The sequence below is a fragment of the Phenylobacterium glaciei genome (assembly GCF_016772415.1).
GTDB classification, from domain to species: domain Bacteria; phylum Pseudomonadota; class Alphaproteobacteria; order Caulobacterales; family Caulobacteraceae; genus Phenylobacterium; species Phenylobacterium glaciei.
The window spans coordinates 2,785,301-2,800,412 of record NZ_JAGSGD010000001.1; the positions used below are offsets into that span (position 1 = coordinate 2,785,301).

At 65.7% G+C, this 15,112-nt stretch carries 17 protein-coding genes; 10 read left to right on the plus strand and 7 right to left on the minus strand.

Annotated features, from left to right (window positions below):
- Window positions 1-31 precede the first annotated feature (31 nt).
- Both JKL49_RS13690 and JKL49_RS13695 read left to right on the plus strand, forming a co-directional pair.
- Window positions 32-1,054: an NADP-dependent oxidoreductase gene (locus tag JKL49_RS13690; protein ID WP_215341176.1), complete on the plus strand. Its 1,023-nt coding sequence runs from the start codon at window positions 32-34 to the stop codon at window positions 1,052-1,054.
- Window positions 1,055-1,143: 89 nt separating this feature from the next.
- The gene (locus JKL49_RS13695) at window positions 1,144-2,964 is read left to right on the plus strand and encodes a flavin-containing monooxygenase (RefSeq protein ID WP_215341177.1); all 1,821 of its coding nucleotides are present in this window, start codon (window positions 1,144-1,146) and stop codon (window positions 2,962-2,964) included.
- Window positions 2,965-3,009: 45 nt separating this feature from the next.
- On the opposite strand, the gene JKL49_RS13700 is transcribed toward JKL49_RS13695, so the two are convergent.
- The 4 genes from JKL49_RS13700 to JKL49_RS13715 form a co-directional block, all read right to left on the minus strand.
- Complete coding sequence (locus tag JKL49_RS13700) at window positions 3,010-4,101, minus strand: phytase (RefSeq protein ID WP_215341178.1); 1,092 nt, start codon at window positions 4,099-4,101, stop codon at window positions 3,010-3,012.
- A 78-nt stretch (window positions 4,102-4,179) separates the two neighbouring features.
- Complete coding sequence (locus JKL49_RS13705; protein ID WP_215341179.1) at window positions 4,180-6,867, minus strand: TonB-dependent receptor; 2,688 nt, start codon at window positions 6,865-6,867, stop codon at window positions 4,180-4,182.
- 255 nt (window positions 6,868-7,122) lie between these two features.
- Window positions 7,123-7,335 carry an alkylphosphonate utilization protein gene (locus tag JKL49_RS13710; protein WP_215341180.1) on the minus strand — a complete coding sequence of 71 codons (213 nt, stop codon included), beginning with the start codon at window positions 7,333-7,335 and terminating at the stop codon, window positions 7,123-7,125.
- A 72-nt stretch (window positions 7,336-7,407) separates the two neighbouring features.
- Window positions 7,408-7,917 (minus strand): DUF1993 domain-containing protein, encoded by a 510-nt coding sequence (locus JKL49_RS13715; protein ID WP_215341181.1) that lies wholly within the window; start codon window positions 7,915-7,917, stop codon window positions 7,408-7,410.
- A gap of 97 nt (window positions 7,918-8,014) precedes the next feature.
- On the opposite strand from JKL49_RS13715, the gene JKL49_RS13720 reads away from it, so the two are divergent.
- The 3 genes from JKL49_RS13720 to JKL49_RS13730 all read left to right on the plus strand — a co-directional run bounded on the left by JKL49_RS13720 (window position 8,015) and on the right by JKL49_RS13730 (window position 9,948).
- Window positions 8,015-8,368, plus strand: coding sequence for a DUF4180 domain-containing protein (locus JKL49_RS13720; RefSeq protein WP_215341182.1), 354 nt, complete (start codon window positions 8,015-8,017; stop codon window positions 8,366-8,368).
- A gap of 79 nt (window positions 8,369-8,447) precedes the next feature.
- On the plus strand, window positions 8,448-9,683 hold the full coding sequence (locus JKL49_RS13725; protein ID WP_215341183.1) for an acyl-CoA dehydrogenase family protein: 1,236 nt from the start codon (window positions 8,448-8,450) through the stop codon (window positions 9,681-9,683).
- Between the two features lie 76 nt (window positions 9,684-9,759).
- The gene (locus JKL49_RS13730) at window positions 9,760-9,948 is read left to right on the plus strand and encodes a hypothetical protein (RefSeq protein ID WP_215341184.1); all 189 of its coding nucleotides are present in this window, start codon (window positions 9,760-9,762) and stop codon (window positions 9,946-9,948) included.
- Between the two features lie 110 nt (window positions 9,949-10,058).
- On the opposite strand, the gene JKL49_RS13735 is transcribed toward JKL49_RS13730, so the two are convergent.
- Together JKL49_RS13735 and JKL49_RS13740 are read right to left on the minus strand one after the other, a co-directional pair.
- The gene (locus tag JKL49_RS13735) at window positions 10,059-10,268 is read right to left on the minus strand and encodes a cold-shock protein (RefSeq protein ID WP_215341185.1); all 210 of its coding nucleotides are present in this window, start codon (window positions 10,266-10,268) and stop codon (window positions 10,059-10,061) included.
- Window positions 10,269-10,369: 101 nt separating this feature from the next.
- Window positions 10,370-10,657, minus strand: coding sequence for an ASCH domain-containing protein (locus JKL49_RS13740; RefSeq protein WP_215341186.1), 288 nt, complete (start codon window positions 10,655-10,657; stop codon window positions 10,370-10,372).
- Between the two features lie 127 nt (window positions 10,658-10,784).
- Between JKL49_RS13740 and JKL49_RS13745 the strand changes: the two genes are divergently transcribed.
- The 5 genes from JKL49_RS13745 (at window position 10,785) to mazF (ending at window position 14,071) form a co-directional block, all read left to right on the plus strand.
- Complete coding sequence (locus JKL49_RS13745; RefSeq protein WP_215341187.1) at window positions 10,785-11,777, plus strand: ABC transporter ATP-binding protein; 993 nt, start codon at window positions 10,785-10,787, stop codon at window positions 11,775-11,777.
- 3 nt (window positions 11,778-11,780) lie between these two features.
- Window positions 11,781-12,614 carry an ABC transporter permease gene (locus JKL49_RS13750; RefSeq protein ID WP_215341188.1) on the plus strand — a complete coding sequence of 278 codons (834 nt, stop codon included), beginning with the start codon at window positions 11,781-11,783 and terminating at the stop codon, window positions 12,612-12,614.
- Between the two features lie 4 nt (window positions 12,615-12,618).
- Window positions 12,619-13,422 (plus strand): ABC transporter permease, encoded by an 804-nt coding sequence (locus JKL49_RS13755; RefSeq protein ID WP_215341189.1) that lies wholly within the window; start codon window positions 12,619-12,621, stop codon window positions 13,420-13,422.
- A 74-nt stretch (window positions 13,423-13,496) separates the two neighbouring features.
- Entirely contained in the window at window positions 13,497-13,739 is a 243-nt protein-coding gene (locus tag JKL49_RS13760) for an AbrB/MazE/SpoVT family DNA-binding domain-containing protein (protein WP_215341190.1), read from the plus strand.
- Complete coding sequence (gene mazF / locus JKL49_RS13765; RefSeq protein WP_215341191.1) at window positions 13,739-14,071, plus strand: endoribonuclease MazF; 333 nt, start codon at window positions 13,739-13,741, stop codon at window positions 14,069-14,071. The genes JKL49_RS13760 and mazF overlap by 1 nt, the downstream gene beginning before the upstream one ends.
- Before the next feature lie 2 nt (window positions 14,072-14,073).
- Here the strand turns inward: mazF and JKL49_RS13770 are convergent, their stop codons facing one another.
- On the minus strand, window positions 14,074-15,078 hold the full coding sequence (locus JKL49_RS13770; RefSeq protein ID WP_215341192.1) for an NAD(P)H-dependent flavin oxidoreductase: 1,005 nt from the start codon (window positions 15,076-15,078) through the stop codon (window positions 14,074-14,076).
- Between the last annotated feature and the right edge of the window lie 34 nt (window positions 15,079-15,112).

Sequence of the window (15,112 nt, forward strand, 5' to 3'; positions counted from 1 at the left end):
TCGTCTCCCCAACGAACAAGGGAGATCTTCCATGCCGACCAACCGCCAGTGGATCCTGCGCCGCCGCCCGACCGGCGAGATCGGCCCTGAAGACCTCGAACTGGTCGAAACCCAGACTCCGGAACTCAAGGACGGCGAGGTCCTGGTCCGCACCACCTACCTGTCGCTGGACCCCACCAACCGCATCTGGATGAGCGACCAGGACCAGTACCTGCCGCCCGTCGAGATCGGCGACGTCATGCGCGGCGGAGTCATCGGCGTGGTGGAACAGTCCAACAGCCCCGATCTCCATGTCGGGCAGATCGTCAATCCCGGCCTCGGCGGTTGGCAGGACTACACCGTCCTCCCCGCGGCCATGGCCCGCCCCAGCCTGCAGATCCCCGGTGTCCCGATGACCGCCTATATGAGCGCGCTCGGCGCCACGGGCCTGACGGCATGGTTCGGTCTGATGGACATCGGCAAGCCGCAACCCGGTGAGACCGTCGTGGTTTCCGCCGCCGCCGGCGCGGTGGGCTCCATCGTCGGACAGTTGGCCAAGCTGAAGGGCTGCCGGGTGATCGGCATCGCCGGCAGTCCAGACAAGTGCCGCTGGCTTACCGAGGAGCTCGGCTTCGACGCGGCCATCGACTATCGCAACGAGGACGTGGGCGCGGCGCTCGACCGCCATGCGCCCAACGGCGTCGATATCAACTTCGAGAACGTCGGCGGCGAGATCATGGACGCCGTCATCGCCCGCATGAACAACTTCAGCCGCATGCCGCTGTGCGGGATGATCTCCACCTACAACATCGACGGCCAGATCCCGGGGCCCAAGGACTTCGCCCGCGTCCTGATGCGCCGCATCCTGATCAAGGGCTTCATCGTCATCGACTACCTGCCCCGCGCCGCCGAGGCGATGGCCGAGCTGATCCCCCTGGTGGCGTCTGGCCAGATCAAGTGGAAGACCCACGCAGTGGACGGCCTGGAAAACGCCGCCGAGGCCGTGAAGCTGCTGTTCTCCGGCGCCCACGACGGCAAGCTGCTGGTGAGGGTCAGTCCGGAGCCCAACACCTAGAACGGGAGGGCGCGATCACGGCTTGCCTTACGTCGGGCAAGCTGTTGCCCAATCCTCCCAATAGGCCAAAGAGCCCAGGGAGAAAGCTCATGTCGGACACCACCCTCGCCCCCTCGTCCGGGGACCTCGGCTTCGATCCCGTCGCCCTGAGCGACAAGTACCGCGCCGAGCGCGACAAGCGCCTGCGGGCCGACGCCAACGAGCAGTATGTCGAGATCGCAGGCGACTACGCCCACTACCTCGAAGACCCCTACGTCGCCCCGGGCTTCACCCGCGCGCCCCTCACCGACGAGGTCGAGGTGGTGGTGATCGGCGGTGGCTTCGGCGGCCTGCTGGCCGGCGCCCGCCTGCGCGAGGCCGGGGTCCAGGACATCCGGGTCATCGAGAAGGGCGGCGACTTCGGCGGCACCTGGTACTGGAACCGCTACCCTGGCGCGGCCTGCGATATCGAGAGCTACATCTACCTGCCGCTGTTGGAAGAAGTCGGCTTCATGCCGCGGGAGAAGTACACCCGCGCCCCGGAAATTCTCGCCCACAGCCGCGCCATCGGCGAGAAGTTCGGCCTCTACGACAACGCCTGCTTCCAGACCGAAGTCACCAACATGACCTGGGACGAATCCTCGGCCCGCTGGATCATCGAGACCAACCGCGGCGACCGCATGAAGGCCCGCTTCGTGGCCATGGCCAACGGCCCGCTCCACCGTCCGAAGCTGCCGGGCATCCCCGGCGTCGACACCTTCAAGGGCCACACCTTCCACACCAGCCGCTGGGACTACGCCTACACCGGCGGCGACAGCTTCGGGGGCCTCACCGGCCTGGCCGGCAAGCGCGTCGGCATCATCGGCACCGGGGCGACAGCGGTGCAGTGCGTGCCCCACCTGGGCGAAGGCGCGGGCGAGCTGTTCGTCTTCCAGCGCACCCCGTCCTCCATCGACGTCCGCAACAACACCCCCACCGATCCGGAGTGGGCGGGCAGCCTGGAGCCCGGTTGGCAACAGCGGCGAATGGACAACTTCAACATCCTGCTGTCGGGCGGCTACCAGGAAGAGGACCTGGTCAACGACGGCTGGACCGACATCATCCGCAATCTCGGCCTCGTCGCCCGCCAGCGCGCCGAGACGTCCGGCGGTCCGGTCAATCCGGCCGAGCTGATGCAGCTGGCGGACTTCAAGAAGATGGAGCAGATCCGCGCCCGGGTGGATTCCGTGGTCGGCGACGCCTCAACGGCCGAGGCGCTGAAGCCCTACTACAACCAGTTCTGCAAGCGTCCCTGCTTCCACGACGACTACCTGGCCACCTTCAACCGCCCCAACGTCCACCTGATCGACACCAACGGGAAGGGCGTCGAACGCATCGACGAGACGGGTGTCTGGGCCAACGGCCAGCACTATGAGCTCGACTGCCTGATCTATGCGACCGGCTTCGAGGTCGGCACCGACTACACGCGGCGCGCCGGCTACGAGGTGCACGGCAAGGACGGCCTGACCCTGACGGCGAAGTGGAAGGATGGCCTGGCCACCCTGCACGGAATGCACACCCGCGGCTTCCCCAACTGCTTCATCTTTTCCAATGCGCAGTCCGGCTTCACCGCCAACTTCCCGCACATGATGAACGAGCAGTCCAAGCACTTCGCCTACATCGTCCAGCATGCCCTGGACCACCAGGTGCGCACCGTCGAAGCCTCTCAGGAGGCCGAGAGCGCCTGGGTGGAGAAGATCCTGTCGCTGGCGATCATGCGCCAGAAGTTCCAGGAGGAATGCACCCCGGGCTACTACAACAACGAGGGCCAGCCCTCGGCCTTGGCTGTCCGCAACGGCTCCTACGGCGCCGGACCGGCCGCCTTCATCAAGGTGCTGGAAGACTGGCGCGCCGAGGGGACCCTTCCCGGCCTGGAGCTGGATCGCAGCTAGTTCGGTGTTCATTCTGCCCGCCGCAGCGCGGCGGGAAGCCGGAACCTAGTCGAGGTTCAACGTCGATTTTACGTCGCGCCAGTCAACCAGCTTGAAGTTCTGCCGCACACGGTTGGTCGTCACCGCCTCGCCCAGGTCATCGACATCGTCCTGCATGACCACCAGCCCCGCGGTGTAGGGGCCGACAGGACCTGCGTGGGCGGCGACACCATCGGTGCCGGTCACGCCGTCGACCCCGGCAGCCGAGACCACCGAGAAACGTCCGCGGTAGATGGGCGCGTCGCCATCCACTCGCCACACGGCGAAGGCGCTGTCGCCCTGGCTGGAAACGATCAGCCAGGTCTTCTCTCCCTCACGGAGCAGGCTCATCCCCTCGACGTCGGGCTTGAGCATCTGGGACGGGGCCTCGGCGATCCGCACGCGCGGGGCGGTCGAGGCGGGATCCAGATCGTACCGCCAGACGCCAACGTTCTCCTCGCCGATGTACAGCACGCCCTTGGCGTCATCGACCACGCAGCCCTCAGTCTGGCTGCCGACAGAAAAACGGCGCTCTTCGGTCGCCACCATTGCGCCATCAGCGCCAACGGCGATCTTGACCTGGCGCACCTGGCCATCGGTGCCGTTGGTGACGGTGATGAAGTCATCGCCGCGTCGGCCCATACAGAAGCCGTAGGGCTCGGTGAGGTCGAGCTTGGCCAGCCCCCACGGCGAGACCGTCAGGGTCGCCGGATTCATGAGATACAAGGCCACGCCCATGCGGCCGCGATCGGAGGCGCCAACGAGCACGCGCTCGCCCTGGGGAGTCGCAAAGCCGTCACGCAGATCGACGTTGTTGAGCTTTCCGTCGGGGATAAAGGCGGTCGCCTTGCCCGCCAGGTCATAGGTGTAGAGGCCCGCCTGCTTGTCGGTGCCGAAGATCACCACGCGGTCAGAATTCTTGGGATCGACCCAAATCTCGGGATCATCGGCGGCGTCGCCGCGCTCGGTGGCGACGTTCTGGGTCTCAGCGGCGGCCGGAACGGGGGCGCCAAGGCCAACCAGCATCTTGGGAGAATCGGACTGCGCCTCGGGGGAGACCGCCGCGCAGGCGACGCAGGTCAGGGACAGGGCGGCGACGACGGCGGCGCGGAGTAGCATTGGAGAGCCTGGATTCGAATAGGGGGAGCCATCCGCCGGCCTACGGCCGGCGGATGGCGTGCAGTATGCTGCCGGGGGTCAGAACTTGAAGCGGACACCGCCAGTATAGCGGCGACCGAACTTCTCGAACTCGATCGGGTAGCGGCTCTGGTCGCCGTACCGGCGGGAGCCCTGGTTGGTCAGGTTCGCGCCGTCGACGTAGATTTCGAGGATGTCATTGACCTGATAGCGCGCCGAGAAATCCAGTTCCTCATCGGCGTCCCAGAAGATGTCTCCGTTATCGACGGGATAGACCCCCCCGGCGATAGTCTGGTAGTCGCCAACCGACTCGCCCCAGGGGGTGCGATATTGGTAGGCGAGGCGAACCGACAGCCCATACTTTTCGTAGGTCGCCTGGACGTTGTAGACTGCGTCCGAGCTGCCCAGCAGGCTGATCTTGCGGGAGGCGACGCCATTGTTGGCCGGCAGGCTGACCTCCGATGAGGTGAAGGTCGCCGATACGCTCGTACCGAAGCCTTCCATCCACTCTGGCAGGTTGTTGGCCTGGGCGAAGGTCTCGATTGTGCCGGTGTAGGCGAGTTCCAGGCCCTGAAGGTGGCCGTCTCCGCCGTTGCCGATGGCGTTATACGCATAGCCCGATCGGTCGATGCCCGGGACGTTCAGGGTCGTGGCCCCATAAACGCTCGAGCGCTTCACAAGGACGTCGGCGATGTCCTTGTAGAATATGCCCGCCGAGAGGAAGCCGGAAGGCGTCATGTACCACTCGACGTAGGCGTCGAGGCCGATCTGCTTTTCCGGCTTGGCTTCCGGGTTGCCGCCAGAGATCGACTGGGTGGCGTCGTTGATGGTGAAATTCGGTCGCAGATCATCGAAGTCGGGGCGCGAGGCCGAGGTGGTGAAGCTCAGGCGGGCCTTCACCTCGTCATTGACGTTCCAGTTCAGGTGCACGCTGGGGTAGACCATCGTGTCTTCGCTGGAGGTTTGCACTAGGCGGGTGTTGGCAGGCGTCGTCCCCGCCGCAGGGAAGGTCACATAGGCCTGGCCAGTGTTCTTCACCTGCTCGACCCGGGCGCCATACACGATGTTGCCCCAATCGAACTGGGTGGTGGCCATGGCGTAGAGCGCCGCAAGCTCCTCTCCGACCAGATAGTAGTTGCCGCGGGTATCGGTCCGCGTCGCTTGGCCGGTGGCGATCAGGTTGTTCACAAAGGCGGTGGTGAACCCCTTGTCCGTGTATCGGAAGGTGTAGTTGAGGTTCTGGGTGCCGAGATAGCCAATGTCGGTGGCGAAGGTGGACCAGGTCGGGATGGTCCCGGTGGTGAAGGACTTGGTGTAACCGGCCTCCCGCGACTTCTTCTGGCGGTCTGTGTAAAGGACGCCGAACTGCACCTTGGTCTCGCGCCCGAACAGCTCGGTCTCGCGGCTGATGTCCAACTTGCCGGTCCACGCCTGGGTGATGTCGGCGCCCACCAGGTTGCCGATGCTCGTCAGAGGGAACTGGAAGGCTTCGATGTCGGTGACCTGGGCCCCCATGACGCGGGCCGTGGTCGTGCCCAGGGTCTGGAACAGTTTCACCGTGTTCACGTCGCCGTCGCGGAAGTCATATTGCACGGTCGGGCGCAGAAGGAAGCTGGACGGGCTCTGCAACGCCGCCGTCAACGGCGCGTCGCGGCCGTCCGAAGTGTCCGTGTAGTTGGCCCGCCAGGAAACGTCCCATCCGCTCCAGCTATGTTCGCCGCCGAGCGTGGTCGTCGACATCTCTTCGACGGAGTCGCGATAGTCGATGCGGGCGTTGATCCGGGCGCCGTAGGACACGCCAAAGGTCGGGTCCGAGGCGGTGATATTGGCGGCGCTTGCGTACCCCGCCCCCGCCGCGTTCGTGCCTTGGTCGAGACGGAAGATGAAATTGTCGCGCAGTTCATCGTCGTGATACTGCGTGTAGATCGTGCTGGCGAAAACGCTATTGTTCTCGTCGATCCTGTAGTCGGCGCGCAGAGACCCGGAGATGTTCTCCCTGGTCAGTCGATAGTGCTTGTTTTCATGCTCTCGCGCGAAGTGCTTGCTCGGATCAACAGTATTGCTGAGATAGGGATCGGTCTCCCAGTTGTCCGTTGCCATCTCGCGCATATAGTACGAGCCCTGCGCGACAATGCCGAGCTTCCCGTCCGCGAAGATGTTCGAATAGACCAGCGAGGAGTCAAATTCCTTGCCACCTCCCAGCTCAACCTTGCCGTAACCAAGCTTGCCGGTGAACGTCTGGCCCGGGTAGTCGAAGGCTCGACGGGTGCGGATATCGATATTGCCCGCCACCGAGGCGCCGGCGAGATTGGGCGTGATCGCCTTTTCAACCGTTATCTGGCTGGCGATGGCGGTGGGGATGTTGTCGAAGCGCGAGTCGCGACCCTGAGGGCTGACGACGCTGAGGCCGTCGAACGACAGGGTCGTCCAATAGACCGGCGCGCCACGCAGATTGATGTAGCGGGCCTGGCCCTGATCGCGTTGGACGGCGACGCCCGGCAGACGGCCGATGGCGTAGGCGATGTTCTGGTCAGGCAGGTTGCCGGCCGCGTCCGCCGAGAGGACGCTAACCAGGGAGTCCGAACTGCGCTGGGCCTCCAGGGCCGCCGCGACGCTTTCCGCGATCGGGCGGCGCCCGGTGACCACCAGTTCATCGACACTTGGCGCCTCGGCATCGGCGGCGAAGGCGGCCGATGACAGACTGAGCGCAGACACGGCGCCGAACAGCGCCACTTTGAATCCAAACATTGATTATCCCCAACCTTGCTTGGTGGAGACACCTAGGGGCGCCTTTCTCACAATTCGCGAAGGGTTGATGACGCTTTTGTCACGCCCGCCAACTGTGTTCCGCATACAACAGCTATAGGGTCGAGCCGCGTGCGCGATCTGACCTTTCCAAGGCCCGCTCAGCAATACTCGGGGCGGCGCGCGCCTTGGAATGGAGGTCAAGGCCGAGAACAGCCCGCCGAAAGGCTGCTGCGGGAGTCTTAAGTTCAGCCGGGATCAGGCCTTCTTGACGAACTCGGTCTTCAGCACGAGGTCCTTGACCTTCTCGGCGCGGCACTCGATCTGGGTCTCGTCGTCGGTGAGGCGGATGTTCTTCATCAGGGTCCCGCGCTTCAGGGTGACGGTGGTGCCCTTGACCTTGAGGTCCTTGATCAGGGTCACGGAGTCGCCCTCGACCAGGAGGGCGCCATTGGCGTCGCGAACATTCATGCCGGGTTCCTTACGAGGACCTGTGCTGTAGGGACTGGGCGGCCCGCCCACAAGCCGACCGCCCGAAAGGCCCTAGGCGACGGCGCCCAGATAGTCGCGCTTGCCAACCTCGACGCCCTTGTGGCGCAGGATGTCGTGGGCGGTGACGACGTGGAAATAGAAGTTCGGCAGGGCGAAGCCGAACAGGTAGTCGGGGCCGCTGAAGGTCGGCTTCATGGGGCCGAAGTTCAGAGTGATGGTCCGCCCCTCGCCGGCGTCCACATCGGCCACAGACAGGCTCTCCAGATAGGCGATGGTCTTGGCGATCCGCTCCTGGAGTTGCGGGAAGGTGGTTTCCTCGTCCGGCATCTTGGGCGACTCCACGCCGCTCAGGCGCTCGCCCGACAGCTTGGCGGTGTCGCTGGTGCGCTGCACCTGGGCGGCCAGGGTCAGCATGTCGGGCGCCAGCCGCGCCTCGATCAGCTCCGACGGCGCGATCCCCTTCTCGGTCGCGTAGGCCGCGCCCTTCTCCAGCAGATGAGCGAGGTTCTTCAGGCCGCGCACGAAGAGCGGGATCGAGGCTTGGTGGAGGGAGATCGACATGCGGGCGTCCTTGGAAAGAAACGGGCCCACCTCGGGCCCTCGCGGCTCATATGGGGTATGAGCATTCAAAGCGCGACCATGAGACGGTGACCCAATCATGAGCCTTCAGATTCTCAACGCCGCCCGCATCTGGCTCTGCGCCGCCGACGGCCCGCGCCTGTCTTCCGGCCGCGACGCCACCGACATTATCGGCGACGCCTATGGGGCGGAGGTCGCGGTCGTCGCCCTGCCCGCGTCCCGCCTGACCGATGAGTTCTTCGACCTCAGCACCCGGCTGGCCGGGGAGTTCGTGCAGAAGTTCGTCAACTACGGCGCGGCCCTGGCCATCGTCGGCGACATCTCGGCCCACATCGCGGCCAGCAGCGCCCTACGCGACTTCGTCTACGAGTCCAACCGCGGCCGGCATCTGTGGTTCGTGGACAGCCTCGACGATCTCGCCGCCCGCCTCTGACGCCAGGGCAGGCTTGCGCCTTAGCCGTGATCGGCCGACCTTCTCGCCCAACCAGAAAACCACAGGGCGGAGAGCGACCATGTCCATCGACTTCGAGATTCCAGCAGACGCCAAGGCCATCCGCGCCAAGGTGCGCCAGTGGGTGCACGACGAGTGCATCCCCGCCGAAAAGCGGCTGGTGGACAAGGAGTCCTTTAAGACCGTCCTGGCCGAGCTGCGCACCAAGGCCCGCGCCGCCGGCCTCTGGCTCCCCTTCATCCCCAAGGAATACGGCGGCATGGGCCTGGGCCCGCTCGCCAACGCCCTGGTGCAGATGGAGTTGGGCGAGAGCCACCTCGGCGCGCTCTCGATGAACAGCCAGGGCCCTGACGACGCCACCATGCTGACCCTGCTGGCCCACGGCACCGAGTTCCAGAAGGAGAAGTACCTCAAGCCGCTGCTGAACGGCGAGAAGCGCGTCTGTTACTCGATGACCGAGAAGGCGGCCGGCGCCGACGCCACCGGTATGCAGACCCGGGCGGTGAAGGACGGCAACGAGAACTACATCCTCAATGGCGAGAAGTGGTTCTCCTCGGCGGCCAGCGCCGCCGACATGGCCGTCGTCATGGCCATGACCGACCCCGACGCCCCGCGCCACCAGCGCTATTCCACCTTCATCGTGGAGCTGCCGAACCCCGGCTACATCATCAAGCGCGACATCGGCACCATGGCCAAGGAAGGCCCGCTCAGCCATATCATGGGCGGCGGCCACTCCGAGATCGAGATCAAGGACCTGGTGATCCCGGCCGAGAACCTGCTGGGCGGCGAAGGCCAGGGCTTCAACATGGGCCAGCATCGCCTCGCCTACGGCCGCCTGCGGCACGGCATGCACAACGTCGCCATGGCCCAGCGCGCGCTGGACATGGCCGCCGCCCACGTCACCCAGCGCGAGACCTTCGGCAAGAAGCTGTCGGAGCGCCAGGGCGTGCAGTGGATGCTCGCCGACTGCGCCAGCGAGCTCTATATGGCCCGCCTGATGCTGCTGCACATCGCCTATAAGGCCGAGCGCGGCATGGACCTGCGGCAGGAAAATTCCATCGCCAAGGTGTTCCTGGCCCACATGGTCCACAAGGTGGTGGACACCGCCATCCAGCTGCACGGCGCGCTGGGCTACTCCACCGACACCCCGCTGGCGGCCTGGTACACCCACATCCGCTCCCAGCGGCTGGTGGATGGGCCTGACGAGGTGCACCGCTGGACGGTGGGCCGCAATGTGATCAAGGCCTACGAACAGTTCGGCACCACCGCCTCGGCGGCCGGCGGCGACCTTCTTTAGCCCCCTGGGGAACGGCGCGCCGGAACCCGCCCCGCGCGCGCCGGGTTCCTCTGGTCAGGATCGGAGGAGAACGCCCATGGGCAAGATTCAAGGCGAGGGCGACGACGACGACGCCCGCCGTTTCCGCGAGGCCGAGGAGAAATTCGTCCGGACCGGCCAGGTCGAGCAGAAAGCAAAGGAAGCCGGGGACGCTCTTGACGGGCCGGAGGGCGCGGAGCTTGAGAAGGCGCGCATCGACACCGCCAAGGGCGCCAAGCCGCAATAGATAGACGCCAGAGCGTCAGAGACCGCCAGGGCCGGACGGCCCTGTCTGGCAGGTCGGTAGAGATCAAGACGGCGGGGCGCGCCGGAGACCGGCGGCCCCGCCTTCAAGAACTAGAGGATTTGCAGCTGAGCGGCAGAATCCTTGCCGCTCTTGCGGTCGCGCTCGACTTCGAAGCTGACCTTGTCACCTTCGTTCAGTCCGCCGAGGCCCGCGCGTTCAACCGCCGAGATGTGGACGAAAACGTCGCCGCCACCGCCCTCAGGAGCGATGAAGCCATAACCCTTGGTTCCGTTGAACCACTTCACAGTACCAGTCGCCATTGTCGTCCCTATCAAAGTGAGTGAATCCGCAGTGGCAGAGGACGGTCAAAGACGCAAGCGTGCAAAATTCGAAGCCCCCACGGAATCTGCGGTTTCATCGTTCAAAAAGTGGTGTCCGGGCGGTATTCGAAGCTCACCAGATAGACCTTCTCGCCACGGCCATGCCTGGCGGTTTTCAGGAGGTCGACCACGCCCTCGAAGCCGGAGTCTCTTGCCAATTGTGGCGTGATATCAGTCAGTTCGATCTGACGCAGGGAGGTCACCTCCACCGCCCCCTCCCCCAGCCGGTAGCGCCCGCCGACCTTCACCCGGGGGCTCTGCCAGATGCGCACGCTGCAGGTGATTTCGCCTCGCATGATTGGGTCGCGCAGCTTCTTGGTGAAGACCATGGCCAAGCCTCCTTGGGGCGTCCGGCATCCTGACGCCAGCGTCGAAAAACCGGAAGCGGCGCCATTGACGAGGCCAAGGCGCGCCCATAGCGTCCCGCCTCTTCTTTGAAATCGAAGGCGGCCCCCAATGCCCCAGATCCTGGTTCAGGACCTGGCGAAGACCTATCGCGTGGCGGAACGCGACCCCGGCATGTTCGGGGCCGTGCGCGGACTCGTGCGCCGCCGCTGGCGCACGGTCGAGGCCCTGAAGGACGTCAGCTTCGCCCTGGAGCGCGGCGAACTGCTGGGCTTCATCGGGCCCAATGGCGCCGGCAAGTCCACCACCATCAAGATCCTCTCAGGCATCCTGCGCCCCGACTCCGGCCGCGTGGAGATCGAGGGCCTGGTCCCTTATGCCGACCGCATCAGGCATGTGGGCCGCATCGGCGTGGTGTTCGGCCAGCGCACCCAGCTGTGGTGGGACCTGCCGGTGATCGACGGCTTTGATCTGCTCCGCGACATCTATCGGGTCGATCCGGCGCGCTACAAAGCCACCCGCGACGAACTGGTGGCCATGCTGCGGTTGGAGAAGCTGCTGGACCAGCCTGTGCGCCAGCTGTCGCTCGGCCAGCGCATGCGCGCCGAGATCGCCGCGGCCCTGCTGCACGAGCCCTCCATCCTGTTCCTCGACGAACCCACCATCGGCCTGGACGCGCCGTCGAAGCTGGCGGTGCGCGAGTTCGTCAAGAAACTGAACCAGGAGCGCGGCGTCACCGTTCTGCTCACCACCCACGACATGCACGACATCGAGGCCCTGGCGCAGCGGGTGATCGTCATCGGCCACGGCCGGGTGCTGGCCGACAGCCCCTTCGAGGCCCTGCGCGCCGACGTCCTGGCCGAACGCCGCCTGTTCGTGGACTTCGCGGGCGACGCGCCCACCCTCGACCTGCCGGGCGTCGAAGTCCGCAAGCGCGACGGCCGGTCGCTCGAACTGGCCTTCAACCCCAGTATCACCAGCGCCCCCGTCCTGATCGCCGCCATCACCGCCCGCCATGCGGTGGAGGACATCCACGTCGAGCAGCCGGCCATCGAGGAAGTGATCGCCAAGTTCTACGACCTGCACGGCGCGAACGAGGCGTGATCCGTGGACGCTCTCCGCCCCTATGCCGCGGCGTTCAGCTCGCGCTTCCTGCTGATGATGCAGTACCGGGCCGCCGCCCTCGCGGGATTCTTCACCCAGTGCTGGTTCGGGGCGGTCCACGTCATGGTCCTTGCCGCCTTCTACCTTGGCGCCCCTGAGGCCGCCGCCGCCAGCCCCATCAGCCTGACCCAGGCCGTCACCTACACCTGGCTGGCCCAGGGGCTCCTGGCCGTCATGCCCTGGGTGGGAGACCCCGAGATCGCCGACGGCGTCCGCAGCGGCTCCATCAGCTATGACCGCCTTCGCCCCGTGGACGCCTACGCCCTCTGGTACGTCCGCGCCGCCGGCTGGATGACCGCCCGGGTCGTGCCGCGCGTCGCTCTGATGATCCTCGCCGCCGGCATCGTCCTGCCGTTGATGGGCCAGGGCCAGTGGGCCTGGCAGCCGCCGGCCAGCTTGTCGGCGGCCCTGCTGTTCCTGCTGTCGGAGACCCTGGCCATCGCGCTGGCCTGCGCCATCATCATGCTGATCAACATCATCGTGGTGGCCACCATGAACGCCCGCGGCATCAACTTCCTGATGCAGCCGATCGTGATCATCTTCACCGGCAACCTGCTGCCCCTGGCCCTCTATCCCGACGCGTTGCGCACCTTCCTCCTCGTCCAGCCCTTCGCTGGGGTTCTCGACATCCCAAACCGCATCTATTTCGCTGCTCTCACCGGCCAGATGGCCTGGGCGGGGATCGGGCTGCAGATGTTCTGGACCGCCCTCTTCATCGTCCTGGGCCGCTTCTGGCTTGCCCGCGTCATGGCCCGCCTTGAAGTGCAGGGAGGCTAGACCGGTGAACGCCATCGCCCTGCTCGGCTGCTACTTCTCGGCCTCCATGCGCAGCCAGATGCAGTACCCCGCCTCGGCCATGATGCTGATGCTGGCGCAGCTCGCCTCGACGGCCATCGAGATCGTCTCGATCTGGGCGCTTTTCGACCGCTTCGGCGCGGTGAAGGGCTGGTCCTTCGGCGAGATCATGTTCTTCTACGCCCTGATCGGCATCAGCTTTTCCTTCGCCGACTTCCTGACCCGGGGCTTCGACGTGTTCGGCAGCGACTTCGTGCGCACCGGCGCCTTCGACCGCCTGCTGCTGAGGCCCCGGTCGGCGGCCCTCCAACTGGTGGGTCACGACTTCCGCATCAGCCGCTTCGGACGCTTCTTCCAGGCCGCCATCATCCTGGCCATCGCCACCAGCAGCCTACACTTCGTCTGGACGCCACAGGCCGTCCTGCTGGCCCTGTGGACGATCGCCGGCGGCATCGCCTTCTTCGGCGCGCTGTTCGTCCTGCAGGCGGTCATGGCCTTCTGGACCGTGGAGAGCCTGGAGGCGGTCAATGCGCTCACCTATGGCGGCGTCTATGCGGGGCAGTTCCCCATCGCCCTCTACGCCCGGTGGTTCAGGACCTTCCTGATCTTCATCGTGCCCCTGGCCTGCGTCGCCTACTACCCCGTCCTGGCGATCCTGGGGCGCAGCGATCCCCTGGGCGCGCCCGACTGGTTCCTGCCGGTCGCGCCCCTGGCGGGGTTCATCTTCCTCGGCCTGTCGCTCCTGGCGTGGCGCTTCGGCGTCTCGAAGTACACCTCGACCGGGAGCTAACGAGAATGTCGATACAAAGTTGACACTTCGACCGATCCGACAGAGTGTCGACATTGTCGACACATGAGGATGTCATGCGGGTTCAGATCAAGAAGTGGGGCAACAGCGCTTCCGTGAGAATCCCAGCCTCCATCATGGCTGCGGCCTCACTATCCATGGATCAGGCGGTCGAGGTGCGCGAGGAGGATGGGCGGGTGATCATCGAGCCCATTCAAGCGCCCAGGTACGATCTCGACCAGCTTCTCAGCGGAATGGCTGAGGACACTTTCCCCGAAGATGTCGACTTCGGCGGACCGGTGGGCGGAGAGGCTTGGTAGTGGCGAGCTATGTGCCGGAGGCCGGTGACGTTGTCTGGCTCGAGTTCGATCCGCAGGCAGGTCACGAACAAGCCGGCCACCGCCCTGCCCTTGTCCTCTCACCAGCCCGCTACAACGGCATGCGCGGCATGATGATCTGCTGTCCCATGACGTCGCGTATCAAGGGCTATCCCTTTGAGGTGATTGCGACCCAAGACCCGCCGAGCGCCATTCTATCCGATCAGGTCAAAAGCCTGGACTGGCGGGCCCGCCGCGCCAGGCGGCACGGCGCTGTCACGCCGGCCGTCCTGGCGGACGTCAGGGCCAAGATCGCGGCCCTCCTCCAGATTTAGGCCTACTCGGCCGCCATCAGCACCCTGCCGGTGGTGAGCGCCGTCTTGGCGGCGAGTTCGGCCTTGGCTTGCTCGTACTCGGCCGCCAGGCGGTCCACCAGCTCTCCGGCGGTGGGGATGCCCTTCACCGCGCCAATGCCCTGGCCGCAGCCCCAGATGTCCTTCCAGGCCTTGGCCTCGGTGTTGCCGCCCGAGCCGAAGTTCATCTTCGACGGATCGCCGTGGGGCAGGTTGTCAGGGTCGAGACCGGCGCGGGCGATGGACGGACGCAGGTAGTTGCCGTGCACCCCGGTGAACAGGCTGGAATAGACGATGTCCTCCCCGCTGCTCTCGACGATCATGTCCTTGTAGCCCTGGACGGCGCGGGCCTCTTGCGTGGCGATGAAGGCCGAGCCGATATAGGCCAGGTCCGCGCCCATTGCCTGGGCGCCCAGGATGGCGCGGCCGTTGGCGATGGCGCCCGACAGCGCGATCGGCCCGTCGAACCACTCGCGCAGTTCCTGGACCAGGGCGAAGGGTGACAGGCCGCCGGCATGGCCGCCGGCGCCCGCCGCCACCGGGATCAGGCCGTCGGCGCCCTTCTCCACGGCCTTGCGGGCGAACTTGGCGTTGATGACGTCGTGCAGGACGATGCCACCATAGGAATGGATCGCGTCGTTGACCGACTGCTGCGCCCCCAGCGAGGTGATGGTGATCGGCACGCGGTACTTCACCGCCAGCTCCACGTCCTCCTCCAGCCGGTTGTTGGACTTGTGGACGATCTGGTTGACGGCGAAGGGGGCCGACAGGTGGTCAGGGTTCTTGCGGTCCCAGTCGGCCAGTTCCTCGGTGATCTGGGCCAGCCATTCGTCCAGTTGGCTCACCGGCCGCGCATTGAGCGCCGGGAAGGAGCCGACGACGCCGGCCTTGCACTGGGCGATCACCAGCTCCGGGCCCGAGATGATGAACAGCGGCGAGGCGATCACCGGAATACGCAGGCGCTCGGAGAGAATGGGCGGCAGGGCCATGAGATGTTTCCTCTGGTAATGCGTTTGGATCTTA

What these genes read in the sequence shown, in the direction of transcription:
- JKL49_RS13720 (WP_215341182.1), top strand. Translation starts at nt 8,015, where the DNA reads ATGAGCCTTCAGATTCTCAACGCCGCCCGCATCTGGCTCTGCGCCGCC.
- JKL49_RS13710 (WP_215341180.1), bottom strand. Translation starts at nt 7,335, where the DNA reads ATGAATGTTCGCGACGCCAATGGCGCCCTCCTGGTCGAGGGCGACTCC.
- JKL49_RS13770 (WP_215341192.1), bottom strand. Translation starts at nt 15,078, where the DNA reads ATGGCCCTGCCGCCCATTCTCTCCGAGCGCCTGCGTATTCCGGTGATC.
- JKL49_RS13725 (WP_215341183.1), top strand. Translation starts at nt 8,448, where the DNA reads ATGTCCATCGACTTCGAGATTCCAGCAGACGCCAAGGCCATCCGCGCC.
- JKL49_RS13695 (WP_215341177.1), top strand. Translation starts at nt 1,144, where the DNA reads ATGTCGGACACCACCCTCGCCCCCTCGTCCGGGGACCTCGGCTTCGAT.
- JKL49_RS13690 (WP_215341176.1), top strand. Translation starts at nt 32, where the DNA reads ATGCCGACCAACCGCCAGTGGATCCTGCGCCGCCGCCCGACCGGCGAG.
- JKL49_RS13735 (WP_215341185.1), bottom strand. Translation starts at nt 10,268, where the DNA reads ATGGCGACTGGTACTGTGAAGTGGTTCAACGGAACCAAGGGTTATGGC.
- JKL49_RS13730 (WP_215341184.1), top strand. Translation starts at nt 9,760, where the DNA reads ATGGGCAAGATTCAAGGCGAGGGCGACGACGACGACGCCCGCCGTTTC.
- JKL49_RS13760 (WP_215341190.1), top strand. Translation starts at nt 13,497, where the DNA reads ATGCGGGTTCAGATCAAGAAGTGGGGCAACAGCGCTTCCGTGAGAATC.
- JKL49_RS13715 (WP_215341181.1), bottom strand. Translation starts at nt 7,917, where the DNA reads ATGTCGATCTCCCTCCACCAAGCCTCGATCCCGCTCTTCGTGCGCGGC.
- JKL49_RS13700 (WP_215341178.1), bottom strand. Translation starts at nt 4,101, where the DNA reads ATGCTACTCCGCGCCGCCGTCGTCGCCGCCCTGTCCCTGACCTGCGTC.
- JKL49_RS13705 (WP_215341179.1), bottom strand. Translation starts at nt 6,867, where the DNA reads ATGTTTGGATTCAAAGTGGCGCTGTTCGGCGCCGTGTCTGCGCTCAGT.
- JKL49_RS13745 (WP_215341187.1), top strand. Translation starts at nt 10,785, where the DNA reads ATGCCCCAGATCCTGGTTCAGGACCTGGCGAAGACCTATCGCGTGGCG.
- JKL49_RS13740 (WP_215341186.1), bottom strand. Translation starts at nt 10,657, where the DNA reads ATGGTCTTCACCAAGAAGCTGCGCGACCCAATCATGCGAGGCGAAATC.